At 33.8% G+C, this 17,904-nt stretch carries 15 protein-coding genes; 10 read left to right on the top strand and 5 right to left on the bottom strand.

Going from position 1 to position 17,904, the window contains the following annotated elements; translation table 11 throughout:
* Nucleotides 1-51: 51 nt before the first annotated feature.
* Both BN2746_RS00205 and BN2746_RS00200 read right to left on the bottom strand, forming a co-directional pair.
* Nucleotides 52-990 (bottom strand): alpha/beta hydrolase, encoded by a 939-nt coding sequence (locus BN2746_RS00205; protein ID WP_055077855.1) that lies wholly within the window; start codon nt 988-990, stop codon nt 52-54.
* Nucleotides 991-1,037: 47 nt separating this feature from the next.
* Complete coding sequence (locus BN2746_RS00200) at nt 1,038-2,270, bottom strand: glycosyltransferase family 4 protein (RefSeq protein WP_055077854.1); 1,233 nt, start codon at nt 2,268-2,270, stop codon at nt 1,038-1,040.
* A 170-nt stretch (nt 2,271-2,440) separates the two neighbouring features.
* On the opposite strand from BN2746_RS00200, the gene BN2746_RS00195 reads away from it, so the two are divergent.
* The 5 genes from BN2746_RS00195 to BN2746_RS00175 are packed head-to-tail and all read left to right on the top strand — an operon-like array spanning nt 2,441 to nt 6,659.
* Complete coding sequence (locus BN2746_RS00195) at nt 2,441-3,067, top strand: P-II family nitrogen regulator (RefSeq protein ID WP_055077853.1); 627 nt, start codon at nt 2,441-2,443, stop codon at nt 3,065-3,067.
* Complete coding sequence (locus tag BN2746_RS00190; RefSeq protein WP_055077852.1) at nt 3,064-3,531, top strand: methylated-DNA--[protein]-cysteine S-methyltransferase; 468 nt, start codon at nt 3,064-3,066, stop codon at nt 3,529-3,531. The genes BN2746_RS00195 and BN2746_RS00190 overlap by 4 nt, the downstream gene beginning before the upstream one ends.
* The gene (locus tag BN2746_RS00185) at nt 3,515-4,333 is read left to right on the top strand and encodes a metallophosphoesterase (protein ID WP_055077851.1); all 819 of its coding nucleotides are present in this window, start codon (nt 3,515-3,517) and stop codon (nt 4,331-4,333) included. Before BN2746_RS00190 ends, BN2746_RS00185 begins: the two co-directional genes overlap by 17 nt.
* A 48-nt stretch (nt 4,334-4,381) precedes the next feature.
* Entirely contained in the window at nt 4,382-5,080 is a 699-nt protein-coding gene (locus BN2746_RS00180; RefSeq protein ID WP_055077850.1) for an ABC transporter ATP-binding protein, read from the top strand.
* Nucleotides 5,073-6,659 (top strand): putative ABC exporter domain-containing protein, encoded by a 1,587-nt coding sequence (locus BN2746_RS00175; protein ID WP_055077849.1) that lies wholly within the window; start codon nt 5,073-5,075, stop codon nt 6,657-6,659. The genes BN2746_RS00180 and BN2746_RS00175 overlap by 8 nt, the downstream gene beginning before the upstream one ends.
* Nucleotides 6,660-6,699: 40 nt before the next feature.
* Here the strand turns inward: BN2746_RS00175 and BN2746_RS00170 are convergent, their stop codons facing one another.
* From BN2746_RS00170 to pfkB, 3 genes are all read right to left on the bottom strand, one after another.
* Nucleotides 6,700-8,607, bottom strand: a complete 1,908-nt coding sequence (locus BN2746_RS00170; RefSeq protein ID WP_055077848.1) for a PTS fructose transporter subunit IIABC — start codon at nt 8,605-8,607, stop codon at nt 6,700-6,702.
* A 133-nt stretch (nt 8,608-8,740) separates the two neighbouring features.
* Entirely contained in the window at nt 8,741-9,646 is a 906-nt protein-coding gene (locus BN2746_RS00165; protein WP_055077847.1) for a fructose PTS transporter subunit IIA, read from the bottom strand.
* Nucleotides 9,647-9,648: 2 nt separating this feature from the next.
* Nucleotides 9,649-10,572 (bottom strand): 1-phosphofructokinase, encoded by a 924-nt coding sequence (gene pfkB / locus BN2746_RS00160; RefSeq protein WP_055077846.1) that lies wholly within the window; start codon nt 10,570-10,572, stop codon nt 9,649-9,651.
* 175 nt (nt 10,573-10,747) lie between these two features.
* Between pfkB and argS the strand changes: the two genes are divergently transcribed.
* The 5 genes from argS to BN2746_RS00135 all read left to right on the top strand — a co-directional run bounded on the left by argS (nt 10,748) and on the right by BN2746_RS00135 (nt 17,890).
* Nucleotides 10,748-12,457 (top strand): arginine--tRNA ligase, encoded by a 1,710-nt coding sequence (gene argS / locus BN2746_RS00155; RefSeq protein WP_055077845.1) that lies wholly within the window; start codon nt 10,748-10,750, stop codon nt 12,455-12,457.
* A gap of 253 nt (nt 12,458-12,710) precedes the next feature.
* Nucleotides 12,711-13,301, top strand: a complete 591-nt coding sequence (locus BN2746_RS00150; protein ID WP_055077844.1) for a manganese efflux pump MntP — start codon at nt 12,711-12,713, stop codon at nt 13,299-13,301.
* Between the two features lie 139 nt (nt 13,302-13,440).
* Nucleotides 13,441-13,680: an AbrB/MazE/SpoVT family DNA-binding domain-containing protein gene (locus tag BN2746_RS00145; RefSeq protein ID WP_077064893.1), complete on the top strand. Its 240-nt coding sequence runs from the start codon at nt 13,441-13,443 to the stop codon at nt 13,678-13,680.
* A complete protein-coding gene (locus tag BN2746_RS00140; protein WP_055077843.1) occupies nt 13,674-14,003 on the top strand; it encodes a type II toxin-antitoxin system PemK/MazF family toxin in 330 nt (109 codons plus the stop codon). Before BN2746_RS00145 ends, BN2746_RS00140 begins: the two co-directional genes overlap by 7 nt.
* Before the next feature lie 221 nt (nt 14,004-14,224).
* Nucleotides 14,225-17,890 (top strand): cell wall-binding repeat-containing protein, encoded by a 3,666-nt coding sequence (locus tag BN2746_RS00135; protein WP_055077842.1) that lies wholly within the window; start codon nt 14,225-14,227, stop codon nt 17,888-17,890.
* Nucleotides 17,891-17,904: the final 14 nt, after the last annotated feature.

Here is a 17,904-nt window from a genome sequence, read left to right as displayed (position 1 = left end):
GTTTTTACTAACAATAATCATGAGGTCCATTATAAGTATTACAATATAAATTTATTTATACGCTTCTAAAAAATTATTTACTAAATTTTTGTATTCTTCCTCTTCTTTTTTCGGAAACTCTGTATGTTCAAATCCTTTTGCTGTGAATAATTTTTTTCGGTCGTGAGATATGGCATTATATAAATCTTCTCCCATGTGAGGTGGGGTAACTTTATCTATATCAGAATTAGTTATTAGAACTGGAACTGAAACATCTTTTATCCATTCACAGGCGTTTATATCATTATAAGCAAAGTGAAGTTTAAACTTTGTATAGATATTGCCAGTCCATTTCATATAGGAGAAAGGGATTCCTTGTGATTTTTCAATTTCTTTAAGCTCAGAGTCTAACATTTCATTGAAGTCAGATACGGGAGATTCCAGAATGAGATAATCTATATCACTGTCATCTCGTCCTGCAGCTATTGCAGCGGTTGCGCCTCCATAGGACTCTCCCCATAAGACAATTTTTCCGTCATCATCTATTTTAGTTTTAGCGGTCTTAATGGCATCTAAAACGTCAAAGGATTCTAAGACTCCAAATGTATTATATAGAGCTTTATTATCACCAGAATTTCTTTGGTCAATAGCAATTACATCATAGCCTAAATTTAAAAATATACGCATTATATGAGGCATGGATGTCTTTGTTCCACCTAAGCCGTGCACTAAAACGGCAATGTTTTTATTTCCTGGTTTTCTTACAAGCAGTGCAGGTATTTTATGGTCATATTTACTTGAAGGAATATTTAATTCTTCCACAACCTTATCTTCTGCAAAGGCATCAAAATATTTCTGGTATGTTTTGGCGTTTTTAATAGTTTCTTCTACAGGCATAATATTTGTAAAGCCTTTAAAAACTTCTTTTCCCATAAAAATTGAAAAACCTATAGATAGCAATAATACGATAATAAGTATAGCAATTAATACTTTTTTTAATACTTTTAACAAAATCCACCTCCCGAGTTTGCATAATTGTTCAATTCTCTAAGATAATTTTAGATTTGATTTATTATTTCGAACATTCTATTTGCTATATTTTCCCATGAATTAACTTTAACTTCATCAAAGACTTCCTTTGGGATTCTTTTTCCAAGTTTTACTCTTTTAACTTGTGTATCTATACATTTTGCCAAGTTATTTACATAGGTTGGTATCTCGTCTTCAACAGGTGTGTCCAAATTTTTTAATTTTGGAAGTGGACAATATTCTATTGCAATGGAGTTATTTACTTTTTCTCCAAGTACTTCTATAAGAGGTTTTAGTTCTGATGCGACTATAAAGCATCCAGATGCAAGGGCTTCAATAGCAACTAAACCGAGGCCTTCATAGTAAGACGGAAGGATGAAGATATCTGAATATCTAAACATATCTGCAAGGGAACGTTGGTTTTTGGCGTTGAATAGTTTAATATTTTTTGTTCCTTCAATGGCGCTATGGATTTTTTTTATATTTTCCCCAACCGGCGTGCCGATAACATTCAATATTACATCAGAGTTATAGTTAAGGGATTTAAATGCATCTATCATCTGGTAGACGCCCTTTGAGTTGTCTATCTTTCCAGCGAATACCACATTTATAAAGCTGTTGTGTTCTTCATATTTATATTCATCGTCACGATAAAAAAGTTCTTGATTGTATCCTCCACCAGTGTAATATATTTTATTTTTATCAATATCATAAGTTTGTGTAATTTCGTCTATTTGTTTTTTAGACAGGGCAAATACAAGGTCAAGTCTATTTAAATTGTGCACATATTTTTCCTTCATAATACTATTTTGAACGCATTGTCTAATGTCTGTTCCATGGCATATCCCAACGATTTGTTTGCCTTTATCTGAAAGTAAATCAAGAACAAATGAAGTCAACATCCAAAGGTGGTGACACACGATTATATCTGGATTGATTTCATCAAATGCCTTTAGTATTTGTTCTTTAAAAGCAAATTTCCAATCCTCTACCATTTCAGTTGTCATATCTTTATACCTTGTACTATCATAGGGCATGACATCGGACATACCAACTATTGGAAAGTTTAGTTTATCGCTTTTAAAATGTATTGGATAGCAATTTTCTTTTGGAAGTTCTGTAAATGGGTAGCCTATGCTTTCATCAAATCCATATATGGCATAGTTTTCTCCATGTTTTTTAAACTCTCTTATCAAATTTGAAAAGTAAACTCCACTTCCAGTTTTTGCAGGAAGTTGGGCAATTATATGAAGTATTTTCATTTTTTCTCCTGTAAAAAGTATTTTTATAATCTCTTCAATCCTCTATAATGTAACATTATGTAGAAATTTAGTCAAATTACCAATAAGATAAAAAACCACTTAATAATATATGGAAAATATTGCCCTTTGTTGTTACAATGTAGTTAAGAAATATTAGTTAAGGAGGAGCTATGTATAAAATTCTTACAGTCATCGTGGGCAGCAAGTATGGCAAGAAGATATTGGAAAGTGTTGATCACAGTTTATATAAAGATGTATTTTTACTTGAAGGCACTGGAACATCTTCTGGTGGACTACATTACCTGCTAAAGCTTTACGATATTAAAAAAGATATTATGTCTTTTATAGTTTCAAAAGATAATTTAGAGGCTATGTATGATTTTTTAATTAATGATATGGGTCTTGGTAAGGATTTACGAGGAATTGCCTTCGATATTGATATAGAAAAATTTGAGGAAGAAGATATGAATACAGACAGAAGAGAAGAAGGTTTTCTTTACGATGCAATATTTGCAATAGTTGACCATGGATATAGTGACAATGTTATCTTGGCATCTGAAAGGGCAGGAAGTATTGGTGCAACTGTACTTAATGCAAAAGGTTCGGGATATGAAAAGAGAAATCCTATTTTAGAACTTGTGGTTGAACCTGAAAAAGAAGTAGTGTTAATCATCAGCCCATGTGCAACGACAGATGAGATTGTAGATGCAATTAATGAAGATATGAACACAGATGAAAATAAAAAGGTAGTAACTTTTGCCATCAGTGTAAACAGGGTAGAAGGACTTAGAGGGTGAAAAACTTTTTTGAATTTGTAAGTCCAATTGGAACACTATATATTGGAGAAGAAGATGGTTTTGTAATAGATATTTCTTTTGAAAAACCAATCGGTGAAAGAAGAAAAACAGATGTCATATCAAAAACCATCGCTGAAATTGAAGAATATTTTAATCATAAGAGAACCGATTTTGACATTCCAATAAAGTTAAGAGGAACCAAATTTCAAAAGGAAGTCTATGAATATGTAAGAAAAATTTCCTATGGAAACAGAGTAAGTTATAGTGAAGTAGCAAAAGGTATAGGAAGTATTTCTCGAGCAAGGGCTGTGGGAAATGCGCTTAATAAAAATCCAATACTAATTCTAATTCCATGTCATAGGGTTATAAAAAAGAGTGGAGAGGTTGGAGGTTTTAAAATAGGATTGGATAATAAAAATTTTTTATTAAATCTTGAGAGGGAAAATTATGTTAAGAAGATTTAAATTGCTTTTGGCAATACTTTTACTTGTATTTGTTATATACAATGTATACAACTTTTTTAATATAGTCATAAATAAGAAGGTGTTCAAGAGCCCAAAGGTTCCAGAGGAGTTTGATGGCTTTAGAATAATTCAGATAAGTGATTTTCACAATAAGAAATTTCACAGAAAAGAATTTTTTGTAAAAACGGTTATAACAGAAAGACCAGATGTAGTTTTTTTAACTGGAGACTTTGTTGACTCAAGAAAGCCCGATTTTAAATATGCTCTTCATATAATAGAAGAACTCATACCAGTTACTAAAATTTATTATGTTTTAGGAAACCATGAGGGTAGAGTAAAGGGAATAGAAAAGTTTCTTGATGACTGTAAAAAGCTTGGAGTTACAGTTCTTAGACAGGAATCGTTTCTTCTTAGAAAGGGTGACTCTTTTATAAATATTGTCGGCGTGGATGATCCAAGTATAACGACAATATGGACTATTAGAGATGTATTAAAAGAGAAGAAATTGGATGGACACTTAAATATCCTTTTATCTCATAGACCAGAGATATTTGATGAGTATGTAAATGCAGGCTACGACATTATCTTCACTGGACATACCCATGGTGGACAGGTTCGTATTCCATTTCTTGGTGCACTTTTTGTTCCAAATCAAGGGGTGTTACCAGCATATGACAAGGGTGCGTTCAAAAAGAAAGATAGTATGATGATAGTCTCTTCTGGAATAGGAACTTCAGTAGTTCCTATAAGAATTTTTAACAAGCCTGAGTTAGTATTGGTTGAATTAAAATATGAAAAATAATCTTTACCTTTTAATACTACTCTGCTATACTGTACTAAGGAGGTAGTTATGTTAGACGTAAAGAGACTCACTAAACAATATAATAAAGTTAAAGCCATTGATGATGTATCTTTCTTTATACCCGATGGGGAGATTGGTGTTATTATGGGACCAAATGGTTCAGGAAAATCTACTACCATAAAATCTATCGCTGGGCTTTTAAGATACACTGGAGAAATAAGTATACAGGGTTTTGAAAACAGGAGCATAGAAGCGAAAAAAATCTTTGGATATGTTCCAGAAATTCCTACAATGTTTCCCCTTTTAACCGTTAGAGAACATATAATATACACTTTAAAGGCATATGGGCTTCCAATTGATGAAGAAAAAATAGAGTATTTATTAAACACCTTTGAACTTAAGGACAAGGAAAACAAACTTGGAGATGAGCTTTCAAAGGGGATGATGCAGAAAGTTTCAATCTGCTGCGCTATTATCATAGAGCCAAAGGTACTTATGCTTGATGAGCCGATGATTGGTCTTGATCCAAAGGCAATTAGAGAGCTTAAGAAGATGATTTTAGAGCTTAAGGACAGAGGTACAACCATACTTATATCAACCCATATGCTTGAAATGGTAGAGGGACTTTGGGATACCATAGTTATACTTAAAAATGGCAAAGTAATGGGACAATTTGATAAGGACATGGCAGAAGGAAAGAACTTGGAAGAAATCTTCTTCAAAGTAACCGGTGATGAAGATGTATAGTTCAAGTGTCTACTATATTAAGAGAAATTTAATAAACAGAGTAAAGCAGCTTAGATATAAACCTCTAAAGGTAATTGGGAAACTTCTTATACTACTTTATTTTATAAATCTTCCATTTATTTTGCAGCAAAATTTTAAAAATATAAACTTTGACTCACCGGAAGGTTATGTTGCAGTTTTTGCAGTTCTTATGATTTACTTTGGAATCCCTGGAACATTAAGTTATTTAAAGAGAAGGGGAATAATTTTTAAACAGGAGAATGTAAACTTTGACTTTATAGCTCCTTTTACACCAAAACAAATTCTTTTAAAGGGCTTTACACTAAATGCCTTTTATGGACTAATATTACAACTTGCCATGGCAGTTGGAGGCTACTTCGTGTTTCATTTGAAACTGTGGCAGGTGCTTTTAATATTTGTGATACAACTTACGGTGTCACTTGCTTCAGACTTTGCAATAGCAGTGATTATATATGCTTCAGAGGACTTAACTGAAAAACATAAAAGTATCATTCGCTATGTCGCCTATGGACTGTTAATAGCAGTTGCAGTTTATATGATAGAGACTGTGGTTAGAGGAACGGGGCCAGTAAGTGGAAGAATTTTAAAAATGTTAAACTCAGACCCACTTATGTTTGTACCAATATATGGTTTTGAAATAGGAGTTGTTTCATTAATTATAAAAGGATACACTTTACCAAGGCTTGTTTCTACAATTTTAAGTTTTGTAACTACAATCATCTTGGTAATTTTGGCAAAAAAATGTACCTCCACTGGAGAGTACTATGAAGATGCAATAAAGTTTTCAGAAGATTATAGAATTGCAGTTAAAAAGAATAAGGAAACTGGAAAATCCCATAGAGTTGGAAAGAAACAAAAGGTTATAGAAAATGCTAAGTTTACCATTAAGGGAAACTACGCAAAGGCAATTTTTGAAAAGCAAGTAAATGAATATAAAAAACTTCCTCTATTGGATAAAATAAAACTTCCAGGTTTTGCGGTTATAGCTTCGTTATTTTTTGTATTTATCTTTGGTGACGAAAAATTTGACGGAGGCTTTTCTGCAGTATTAGGAGCTATCTCAATATATATAAACCTAATATCATTTAGATTTTTATCCGTGGATGGTGAATATAACCACTATTCATTTTATCTAATTCCAGATACCATGGGTAAAAAAGTTTTTTACTCAGGTCTTTTAGGAAATATAAAAACATTGGTGGTTTCAATTTGTTTATTCCTTCCATTTTTTATAATAACTGGACAGGGTGTGGTAAGAATACTTGGAACAGTGCTAATGTTTAATTCAATCTCACTTATCTTCAATTATTTAGGTAAGGGAATAATTAAAATCTTAGAATCTCGTCTTGGAAGAACTTTTGGAATGTTTGCCTTTGTAATAATTGGAATAATCCTTTCAGGAATCAGCTTAGGAATAGGAACTGCGGTAGAAGTATTTTCAAATATTGAAGATATAGGATTTTATTTTACAACTGTAATTGCCATATTGATTTCAATAATCTTACTTTTTATAAATGGAAAACTCTACAGGAACATGGAGTTTATTACAGAAGAATAAAAAATGTTGGGGCATGATACACCTCAACATTTTTTTATTGCTATTTAATATTTTTCTTTAAAACTCCCAGTAGTACTGTGGAAATTGCAGTACCAACTGCAAGTGCAAGTAGATACATAAGAGGGTTTCCAATTACAGGAACTACAAATATTCCACCATGTGGAGCCATTAGAGTACAGTTGAATAACATGGACAATGCTCCTGCAACTCCAGATCCAATTATACATGAAGGAAGTACCCTTGCAGGATCTTGTGCTGCAAATGGAATTGCACCTTCAGTTATAAATGAAAGGCCCATTATTATATTTGCAGGCGCAGACTTTCTTTGTGCTTCTGTAAATTTATTTTTAAAGATTAGTGATGCAAGGGCTATTGCAATTGGAGGTACCATTCCACCAATCATAACCGCCGCCATAATATTGTAGTTACCTGCAGCGATGGATGCAGTACCAAATACATAGGAGGCCTTGTTGAAAGGTCCACCCATATCTACAGCCATCATAGCTGCAACTATAAATCCAAGTACAAGGCTACTTGTTCCTTGAAGTCCAGCTAACCATGAGTTTAGTCCTACATTTATCTTCCCAACCACAGGCTCGATGGCAAGTGTCATTACAAGACCTGTAAATAAAACACCAAACACAGGGTATATTAAAATTGTTCTTATTCCGTCTAAGTTCTTAGGAAGTGGATTTGTTATCTTCATTAAACCCTTTACAATATAACCTGCAAGAAAACCTGCGGCTAAGGCTCCTAAGAATCCAGAAGTTCCAGAAGCTGCTATGGCTCCACCGATAAAACCTGCCACAAGACCTGGTCTATCCGCAATACTCATAGCTATAAAACCTGCAAGTACCGGTAGCATAAATGAAAATGAAAGACCACCGATGGTTTTAAGTGTCTTTGCAGTTTCAGTTATTGTACCAAGATTTGATCTTTGTTCTACTGTAAGTGAACCAAGGTCTACAGATAAACTGTCAACCAAGAATGCAAGGGCAATCAGTATTCCTCCTCCAACTACAAATGGAAGCATATGTGACACACCATTCATCAAATGTTTATATACTCTATGTCCTGCACTTTCATTTTCAACTTTGTTTTCCTTTACAGAATTTCCACCTTTTGCCTTGTAGATTGGTGCATTTTCTGAAAGCACCCTTTCAATTAAAACATCTGGTTTTGAAATTCCGTCGGAAACTTGAGTTTCAATAACTTTTTTACCAGCAAATCTATCCATTGGAACATTGGTATCAGATGCAATTATTACACCATCTGCCTTTGCAATATCTTCGTCAGTTAAAATATTTTTGGCACCACCAGATCCCCTTGTTTCAACTTTTATATTATATCCCAGTTCCTTCGCCTTTTTTTCAAGAGCTTCTGCCGCCATGTAGGTGTGGGCAATACCAGTAGGGCAGCCTGTAACTGCAACAATATTTTTAGTTTCATTTGAAACTTCTTTAGTTACTACAGGAGCCTCTTCTTCAAACTTTTTCCTTTCAGCATTGTCGATTATTTCTAAAAATTCTTCCTTACTCTTCGCTTCTACAAGAGATTTTATAAATTTATCATCCATAAGCAATTTGGAAAGTGTAGCAAGAATTTCAAGGTGAACATTTGAATCATTGTCCGGTGCTGCAATTAAAAATAATAAATTTACAGGATTTCCATCTAAGGATTCAAACTCTACACCATCAGGTATTGTCATTGCTGCAAGCCCTGGCTTAGTGACAACACTTGACTTACCATGGGGGATGGCAACCCCTTCTCCAACTCCTGTAGAGCCTTTTTCCTCTCTTAGATAAACTTGTCGTTTAAACACTTCTAAGTCTTTTAAATTGTTTAAATTATCCATAAGACTAACTGCAGTATCAATCGCATCACTCTTATTTTGTAGACTTATCCCGATTGAAATGCTATCTTTTGTAAGTAAGTCGGTAATTTTCATATCCTTCCTCCGTTTAATATTATCATGCGACAAGATGATAAGGTTTTCAAACAACCTTTTATATAAATAGCACTATCCAAATCCAAGATAGTGCTATTCCTTTAGTAATTAATTTAAATAATAGAAAATACGTCTATTTTTTCAAAATTTCTTTAAGATGTCTATATATCCAGTTGCCACTTTTTTCGTTTTCATCTTCATTTGGAACATTTCCATCAAAAACGGAAGTGTCTTCGGAAAGAGCTTTTTCAAGAAGGCGAGTTGGATTTGAAATTCCATCAGTTACTTTACACACAACAAGTCTTTTACCTTTGAATCTCTCCATAGGAATTTTAGTGTCAGATGCAACGATTACACCAAATGCTTTTTCAATATCTTCTTTTGTAAGTTCATTTCTTGCACCTGCAGAGCCTCTTGTTTCAACCTTAATATTATATCCAAGCTCTTTAGCCTTTTTTTCTAAAGCATCAGCAGCCATATAAGTGTGTACAATACCAGTAGGGCAGCCTGTAACTGCAACTACATTTTTTGCTCCAGAAATTTCTTTATTTTTTTCTTCGGAAAAGCCTTCGTCTTTGAATTTTTCTTTTTCAGTTCTATTTATTATTTCTAAAAATTCATCCTTGTCCTTTGCTTCTACAAGTTCATCAATAAAACTTTGATCCATAAGCATTGTAGAAAGTCTTGCAAGAATTTGAAGATGTATATTTGTGTCATGTTCAGGATCTGCAATTAAAAAGATTAACTTAACAGGTTCTCCATTTAGAGAATCAAATTCCAATCCGTTTGGGATTGTGATTGCAGCAAGACCAGGTTTTGTGACAGAATTTGACTTTCCATGGGGAATGGCAACTCCTTTACCAACTCCAGTAGAGAACAAATCCTCTCTAATAAAAACTTGTTTCTTAAATTCTTCCACATCTGATAAATTGTTTAGATTTTTCATCAAATCAATTGCAGTATCAATGGCCTCAGTTTTATTTTCAAAACTTTGACCAATCAAAATACTGTCTTTAGTTAGTAAGTCAGTAATTTTCATAATCATTCCTCCAAAGTTTTTATAGTTATATTTTTAATGAGTTTCATTACATCGTCTTTTGTGGCAAGCTCCTCTGAAGAAGCCGATGCAGCTCCACATGAGAGTCCATATTTCAGAGCCTCTTCAAAAGAATTTTCTTTTAGATAGCCATATAAAAAACCCGCCACCATAGAGTCGCCAGCACCAACTGAGTTTATAAGTTCTCCTTTAGGAGAATTTCCAAAGTAAACTTTATTACCCTCAGTAATTAGTATAGCACCCTTTTCGCCAAGAGACACTAAAACATTTCTTGCACCGAGTTTTTGTAACTCTTTTGCATAATGTATAACATCACTATTTGAATTGATTTCTACATCAAAAACTGAACCTAACTCTTCTTCATTAGGTTTAATCAAAAAAGGTCTATAGGAAAGAGATGTTTTAAGTTGTTCTTTTTCTGCATCTACTACAACCTCTATATCTTTGTTTTTTATTGATTTCATTATTTCAAGATAAAAATTTGATGGCATAGAAGGTGGGATTTTTCCCGCCAGAACCAAGTAGTCACCTTTGTTTAGACTTTTGATTTGGTTAAGTAATTTATTTTTTGTATCTTCGGATATGTCTGGACCTTGTCCATTGATTGCAGTTTCACTATTAGAACGGATTTTAACATTTACTCTTGTCAAAACATCTTCTTGAAAAATTAGATCTTCATTGATTTTCTTTCCCTTTAAAAGTTTTACCAAGTAATCTCCTGTAAAGCCACCAACAACCCCAAGTGCAATATTTGGTAAGCCTAAATTGGTTAAGACTTGACTTACATTTATCCCCTTTCCTCCAGGTAGAAATCTTTCCTCATTGCTTCGATTGATAGCAGAAGCTTTAAAATTTGGAACATTTACAATGTAGTCTAAGGAGGGGTTTAGTGTAACTGTTTTAATCATTTTATCTCCTTATAATATTATTTACTATCTTATATTAATTTACCCTGTTTTAATGGTTTTAAACTTTACAGGAGATTTATCTATAAAAGCTTAATCAATAGGCTAAGTTATGATAGAATTGATACATAAATGTATCTTGTCGCAAGTAAAACAGTGAATTAAGAGGGAGAATATAATGATAGATTTTAAAAATGAAATAGCCTTGATGTTAAATGAAAAGATAAGTGAAATATCGAAAGATGAAATATTTCAAAACATTGAAGTTCCACCAAGCTATGATATGGGAGACTTTGCGTTTCCAACATTTCCATTAGCAAAGGTATTTAGGAAAAATCCAGCTGTAATAGCAACAGAATTAAAGGAATCAATAGAATCAGATATGTTTGAAAAGATTGAAACCAAGGGAGCTTACCTAAATTTCTTTATCAACAAAGAAAAACTGGCACAAACAGTTATTGAGGAGTCCATTGAAAAAGGAGAAGACTTTGGTCGTGTAGATATAGGTGAAGGGAAAAATATAATCGTTGAGTACTCTTCTCCGAATATTGCAAAGCCATTTCATATTGGACATATAAGAACAACAATTATTGGTGACTCTTTAAAGAGAATTTTTTCATTCTTAGGATATAATGCAATTGGATATAACCACCTTGGAGACTATGGAACTCAATTTGGTATGCTTATAGTCGCAATAAAAAAATGGGGTAATTTAAAAGAAATTGAAAACAATCCTATTCCTGAATTACTAAAACTTTATGTGAAGATAAACGAAGAAATTGAAAATGACGAAAAGCTTCACAGAGAGTGTAGAGATGCCTTTGTAGATCTTGAAAATAAAGATCCAGAAGCAGTTAAAATGTGGGAGTGGATTAGAAATATTTCATTAGAAGAGTTTAAAAGAGTCTATAGAATGTTAGACATTGACTTTGATTCATACAAAGGAGAACACTTCTATTCTGACAAGATGGCAGAACAGGTTGAGAGAATGGAAGAAAAGGGAATCCTTGTGGACTCTGAAGGGGCAAAGATAGTCGATCTTGAAAAGTATAACCTACCACCTGCGCTTATTATAAAATCTGATGGATCTACAATCTATATTACAAGAGATGTGGCTGCAGCAAAGTATCGTCATGACAACTACAAACCATACAAAAATATTTACGTTGTAGCGTCACAACAAAATCTACATTTCCAACAACTTAAATATGTACTAAAGGAAATGGGATATGATTGGTATGACGAAGTTACCCATGTTCCTTTTGGAATGGTGTCTTTGGAAGAGGGAACACTTTCAACAAGAAAGGGTAGAGTTGTATACCTTGAAGATGTACTTAACCGTGCTATTGACAAGGTTGACGACATTTTGACCGAAAGAGAAGAAGACAAGGGTATAAAGATAGAAGACAAAGAAGAGCTTGCAAGAGAAATAGGAATAGGTGCAGTTAAATTCCAAGAACTATTCAACCAAAGAATAAAAGACTATGTATTCTCATGGGATAAGACCTTGTCATTTGAAGGAGAAACAGGACCATATGTACAATATGTACATGCGAGAATCTGTTCATTACTAAAAAAAGGGGACTTCAGTTTGGATATGGAATTTGATCCATCACTTTTAAAGACAGAAGAAGAGATAAATGTGCTTAGAGTGCTATATAACTTTACAGACACCGTAATAGATGCACATGAGAAGATGGAACCCTTCTTTATAACAAGATATGTAGTAGAACTTGCAAAAGAATTTAACAAGTTCTACAATAGAGTGCCAATTCTTGACGAAGATGAAAAGTTAAAGAATACAAGACTTTTACTTTGTTACACAGTTAAGAATGTAATAAAGAAAGGACTCGACCTACTTGGAATAAAAGCACCTGAAAAGATGTAGTTTAGTAGAAGTGAAAAGTAAGAGGTTAGAAAAGAGAGATTCTTCGACTTCAATTTTTGTTCCAAAAATTTTCGCTCAGAATGACATGGCGAGGAGTATTACAACTCAAGTGCAACAAAATTACTTAGTCTGTCATAATAGTGGAGCGTAAGAAACTTAAGAATCTCGTCTTTAAACTTTCACAGAATCTTTCATTAATTTTAATATAATAGAGCCCACCCTTGTGGGCTTTTAAATTTAGTTAGGAGAAGATATGTCAACAATAGATATGTTACTTTTGGGAGTGGGCGTCTCTGCAGACGCATTTGCAGTTTCAATATGCAAGGGGCTTTGTCTAAACCAATTTGATAGAGGATATGCCACAAAAATTGCAATTCTATTTGGATTTTTTCAAGGGATGATGACCTTTTTAGGATACTATGTAGGCTATGCTTTCATAGACCTAATAAAAAACATTGATCACTGGATGGCATTTATACTTTTGTTCTTTATTGGAGCTAAAATGGTTTACGAATCCCTTACATCTGAAAAAGAAACAGAATATATATGTCCAGTGGAAGTAAAATTCGATATGAAAGAGATGCTCGTTCTTGCAGTTGCAACAAGTATTGACGCTTTGGCAGTAGGACTTTCCCTACTTGCATTTGAGGTAAATATTTTGAAACCATCAAGTATAATAGCACTTACCACATTTGCATTTTCTTTTGTGGCAGTTTACATCGGATTTAAATTTGGAGATAAGTTTAAAAAGAGTTCAGAAATTATTGGTGGATGTATTTTAATTTTTATTGGGTTTAAGATACTTATAGAACATTTAATAGACCATGGTTTTTTGAACCATTAAAATCTTTGAATAGAATTTAAAAATTAGAGTAATGAAAAGAATATGAACTTTTAATAGTGAGTTCTTATCATTACTCTTTTTTAGTATTGAAAAAACTTTGAATGAAGTTTATACTTGGTATATACAAGGAGGGATTAAGGTGACAATAAAAATTCAAAAATGGGGCAATAGCCAAGGCATAAGAATACCAAAAGTCATTCTTGATGAACTTAATATAAGCGACAAAGATGAGTTAGAAATAAAAGTAGAAGACAACAAAATATTAATAGAAAAAATTGAGCAAAGAAAGAATATCAAAGAACTCTTTGAAGGCTTTGATGGAGATTATAAAAGCGTGGATGTAAATTGGGGTGAAGCTGTTGGAGAAGAGATATGGTAGAGCAAGGAGATATAATAAAGGTTAATTTCAATCCACAAAGAGGTCATGAGCAAGCAGGCTATAGACCAGCTTTGATTGTGAGTAATAATTTTTTCAACCAAAAAACCAATCTGGTTATAGCATGTCCAATAACAAATACCAATAATAAATTTCCATTGCATATACCTTTAGATGATAGGACAGAAACAACCGGTGTAATTTTGTGTGAACATGTAAAGACTTTGGATTTAAATGCGAGGGGATATAAATTTGTTGAAAAACTTCCTTTGGACATCTTATCAAAAGTAATAGAAGTTTTATACGCTCAAGTGGAAGAGATTTAAATACACTTGTGGAAAAAATGGAACAAGATGAAGGTGTACAAAAGATAGTAAAGGAATCTGAAAAGAAATAAAACTTAATAACATAAATGGCGCGGAAGCACTCCGTGCTATTTTTTTGGATAAAATTAAATAACATATAACTTTTCCTTAATAAAAAATTTACAATTAACTAACAGTGGGATGATAAAATTTGACTTAATCAAGATAATTAGGAGGATTTGATGAAGAAAAACTTTTTTAAAATTTTACTTTCACTATTGTTAGTATTTTCTTTATTACCCATACCAAATATCAGCTTAGCGGCTAGTTATAATGTGGTAATAAACGAAGTTGAATCGAGCGCACAGGCTAAAGGGCCAGACCAAGTTGAACTTTATAACAAGGGATCTGAGCCAGTAGATATATCTAGATGGTATATTACAGATGACAAGGATACTAGGCTTGAAGAAAACAAGACAACTCCTTTTCCTGAAGGAACTGTTTTAAATCCTAAAGAGTTTATAGTTTTAACAGAAGGAGTAGAGTTTGATTTTGGTCTTGGAAAAAATGACGAAGTAAAACTATATGACAATAGTAAGTCTCTTGTAGATAGCTTTGCATGGGAAGGACATGCGGCGGGAACCTATGGAAGGTATCCAGATGGAACAGGAGAATTTATTGATATAGATCCAAGTTTAGGATCTTCTAATGTGGTTACTAAAGAAGAAATCGTGGTTCAAATAAACGAAATAAATTCAGCTCCCGATGACTGGGTGGAAATAACCATGTATGGTGGAGACTCCATAGATATCTCCGGATATGAAATAAGGGATAATTCTGATGATCATAGATGGAGATTTAAAGATGGAACAATCATAAACAAGGATGACTTTTTAGTAATTGATGCAAAGACTGACGGACTAGTCTACGACCAAAGCGAAAATAAATTTGTTCCTGGAACTTTTGAATCCGCAATTGGAATTGGATCAGGAGATTCAATCAGACTATATGACAAAAATGGCAATCTAATTGACAGCTATAGTTGGACTGAACATGCGGCTGTTGATGGTGATGCTTCAAAGGCATCCCTTGGTAGATATGTGGATAGAACTGGAGGCTTTGTACTTATGCCAGAGACTAAGGGCAGGGCAAATGAGTGGTACAAGCCAGAGGTTAAGATAAATGAAATTGAATCCAATGGTGATGTTAATGATTGGGTTGAAATAATAAATATAGGAAAAACTCCTGTGGATATTTCAGGATGGTACATTATGGACAACGACCCAGTGGGACATGCTTCCGACTACACAGGGCTACCAAAGGGAAGTGTTTTAAATCCAGGAGAGTTTTTTGTATTTGAACAAAATACACATTTTGGTTTTGGACTTGGCAAGGAAGACTCTGCCACACTACACATTCCAGGGGGAGCTATAGTTGACAGCTATTCATGGACTGGCCATGCAAATGGAGTGTATGCGAGAATTCCCGATGGTACTGGAGAATTTGTAAATTTTGATACAGCGACTAAAAATGCGGCGAATATAAAGAAAAACCCAGTTGTATTAAATGAAATTCAATCTAAAGATCCAAATGGGGGACCGGACTGGATAGAACTTGCAAATCCAACAGACGAAGACCTTGACATATCAGGATTAGTTATAAAGGATGACGATTATAAGCATTCATATGTAATCCCTGAAGGCACTGTTATCGAACCAAATGGGTTTTTAGTAATAACAGAGGATGAATTTGGATTTGGACTTGGAAAATCAGATATGGTTAGGATTTTTGAAAATGACCTTCTTATTCAAAGCACAAATTGGGATGGCCATACAAATCCAACTTGGGGACTATATCCAGATGAAAAAGGCGTTGAATATAGAAACACTTTGGAAGAGACAAAGGGTTCTAAAAACAAATTCGCAGGAATTCCAGATGTATTTGATGCATTGGAAACTTGCCCTGTAAAAATTCTGGATGAAACAAAAACATTCTTAGAAGACTCATCAGGACTTGACTTCCGTGATGGAAAACTCTATGCAGTTGACAACGGAACGGGCATATTCTGGATAGTCGAAGTTAAAGAGGATAATAGCTTAAACATTTTAACTGAAAAGAGAGTTAGATTTAAAAAGGATTCAGAAAACCCAGACGCTAAAGGTCCGGATGCTGAAGGAATAGCAGTTGACTCAAGTGGAATGGTGTATATTGCTTCAGAAAGGGACAATAGTGACAAGGGAGTAAACTTTAACTCCGTATTGATGATTGACCCTAGGGATTCAAATAGAGATTTAGTTGCTCTAAAGGAATGGGATTTAACCAGTCTACTTCCACAAGTTTCAGCCAACATGGGAATTGAAGCCATTGAATGGATTCCAAGAGATCATATTGAAGGCAAGGTAATAGACAAAAATACAGGCAAGCCCATAGATTTAAATTCATATCCAAATGCAATTGGAGGTGGAATTTTTACAGTTGCCCTTGAAGACAATGGACATGTATATGGATTTGTTCTAAATGATGATGAAAGCTCAAGTCTTATTTTTGATATTGATTCAAAATTAGGAGGAGCTATGAGCCTTGACTATGACGAAGAGGAAAGACTTCTTTGGGTAAGCGCTGATGATGGATATGGAAACATGAGAGCTGTAATGGAATTTAATGGAACTGATGAGCCTACTATTGTTCATGTGATACCTCCAGTAGACTTACCTGTTAAAAACCTTGAGGGATTTGCAATTGGAGAAAGTGATAAGGATGGCAATAGAAAGCTATTCTGGTTTGAAGATGGAGTAAAAGAAGGAGCCCTTAGAGTTTCTTGCATTAAGGGAGAATATAGGGAAAAACTTGGTTTTGAAAAATTAGATGAAGACACAAAACCAGTTGATCCAACGCCTTCAGAGCCTGAAAATCCAAAACCTGAGGACGAAGTACCATCTCTTCCAAATGATGAAGTGCCATCAGTGCCAGATGAAACAAAACCATCTGATGATAGCGAGGATAAAAAAGTTGAATCCTTTGGGGATATATATCGTAATTTTAAAACAAGCAGAATATCTGGCAAGAATAGATATGAAACCGCAGTAGAAATAAGTAAAAAATATTTCGAAAAATCAGAAACTGTAATAGTAGCTTCTGGAGAAGAATTTATTGATGCACTAACAGTATCTCCTCTTGCTTCAAAGATAAATGCACCAATACTATTATCCAACAAGGGAAGCATTCCTAAAATCACTTTAGGAGAAATAGAAAGACTAAAGGCATCTAAGATACTTTTAGTTGGAGGAACCAGCACTTTGTCAATGGATGTACAGTTGGATTTAAGCAATAGAGGATACAACGTTACAAGAATTTCAGGTATCAATAGATATGAAACAGCGGTGAAACTTGGCGAGGAGTTAAGAAAGCACACAGGAAATAATTCTGAAGTGGTTTTATCTTCTGGAGAAAATTTGGTGGACTCACTGTCAGCTAATAACATTTCAGGAAAACAAGAAATTCCTATCTTGCTAACAGGAAAAAATGAACTTAATGCAAAGACAAAGGAAGCAATTGAAACTTGGAATGTGAAGAAAGTTATAATCATAGGTGGAAGTTCTTCTGTATCGGAATCAGCAAAGGAAGAAGTGGAAAACACTGGCCTTGAAGCCATAAGACTTTCTGGGAAAGATCGTTATGAAACAGCGGTAAAGGTTTCAAATTATGCATATCCAAACCCTACCAGCGTATTCTTAGCTAATGGTTCAAACTATATTGACGCATTGGTTGGCGGTGCAGTAACAAAAAGAGCAAATACACCACTACTTCTAACTAAGTATGATGAAGCACCTTCGTCTCTAAAAGAATTCTTAAACAATAACAAGATTGAAAATATTATTATACTTGGTGGTACTTCAAGTATTAAATAAAAATGCCCCCCTTC

It is taken from the genome of Lagierella massiliensis (assembly GCF_001407835.1).
GTDB lineage: Bacteria > Bacillota > Clostridia > Tissierellales > Peptoniphilaceae > Mediannikoviicoccus > Mediannikoviicoccus massiliensis.
Note: the sequence above shows the minus strand (reverse complement) of the source record. Positions and strands in the feature narration are given on the sequence as shown.

Bases quoted from the DNA above. Each gene is read 5' to 3' on its own strand.
- BN2746_RS00200 (WP_055077854.1), bottom strand. From the start codon at position 2,270: ATGAAAATACTTCATATAATTGCCCAACTTCCTGCAAAAACTGGAAGT.
- BN2746_RS00195 (WP_055077853.1), top strand. From the start codon at position 2,441: ATGTATAAAATTCTTACAGTCATCGTGGGCAGCAAGTATGGCAAGAAG.
- BN2746_RS00185 (WP_055077851.1), top strand. From the start codon at position 3,515: ATGTTAAGAAGATTTAAATTGCTTTTGGCAATACTTTTACTTGTATTT.
- BN2746_RS00180 (WP_055077850.1), top strand. From the start codon at position 4,382: ATGTTAGACGTAAAGAGACTCACTAAACAATATAATAAAGTTAAAGCC.
- BN2746_RS00175 (WP_055077849.1), top strand. From the start codon at position 5,073: ATGTATAGTTCAAGTGTCTACTATATTAAGAGAAATTTAATAAACAGA.
- BN2746_RS00170 (WP_055077848.1), bottom strand. From the start codon at position 8,607: ATGAAAATTACCGACTTACTTACAAAAGATAGCATTTCAATCGGGATA.
- BN2746_RS00165 (WP_055077847.1), bottom strand. From the start codon at position 9,646: ATGAAAATTACTGACTTACTAACTAAAGACAGTATTTTGATTGGTCAA.
- pfkB (WP_055077846.1), bottom strand. From the start codon at position 10,572: ATGATTAAAACAGTTACACTAAACCCCTCCTTAGACTACATTGTAAAT.
- argS (WP_055077845.1), top strand. From the start codon at position 10,748: ATGATAGATTTTAAAAATGAAATAGCCTTGATGTTAAATGAAAAGATA.
- BN2746_RS00150 (WP_055077844.1), top strand. From the start codon at position 12,711: ATGTCAACAATAGATATGTTACTTTTGGGAGTGGGCGTCTCTGCAGAC.
- BN2746_RS00140 (WP_055077843.1), top strand. From the start codon at position 13,674: ATGGTAGAGCAAGGAGATATAATAAAGGTTAATTTCAATCCACAAAGA.
- BN2746_RS00135 (WP_055077842.1), top strand. From the start codon at position 14,225: ATGAAGAAAAACTTTTTTAAAATTTTACTTTCACTATTGTTAGTATTT.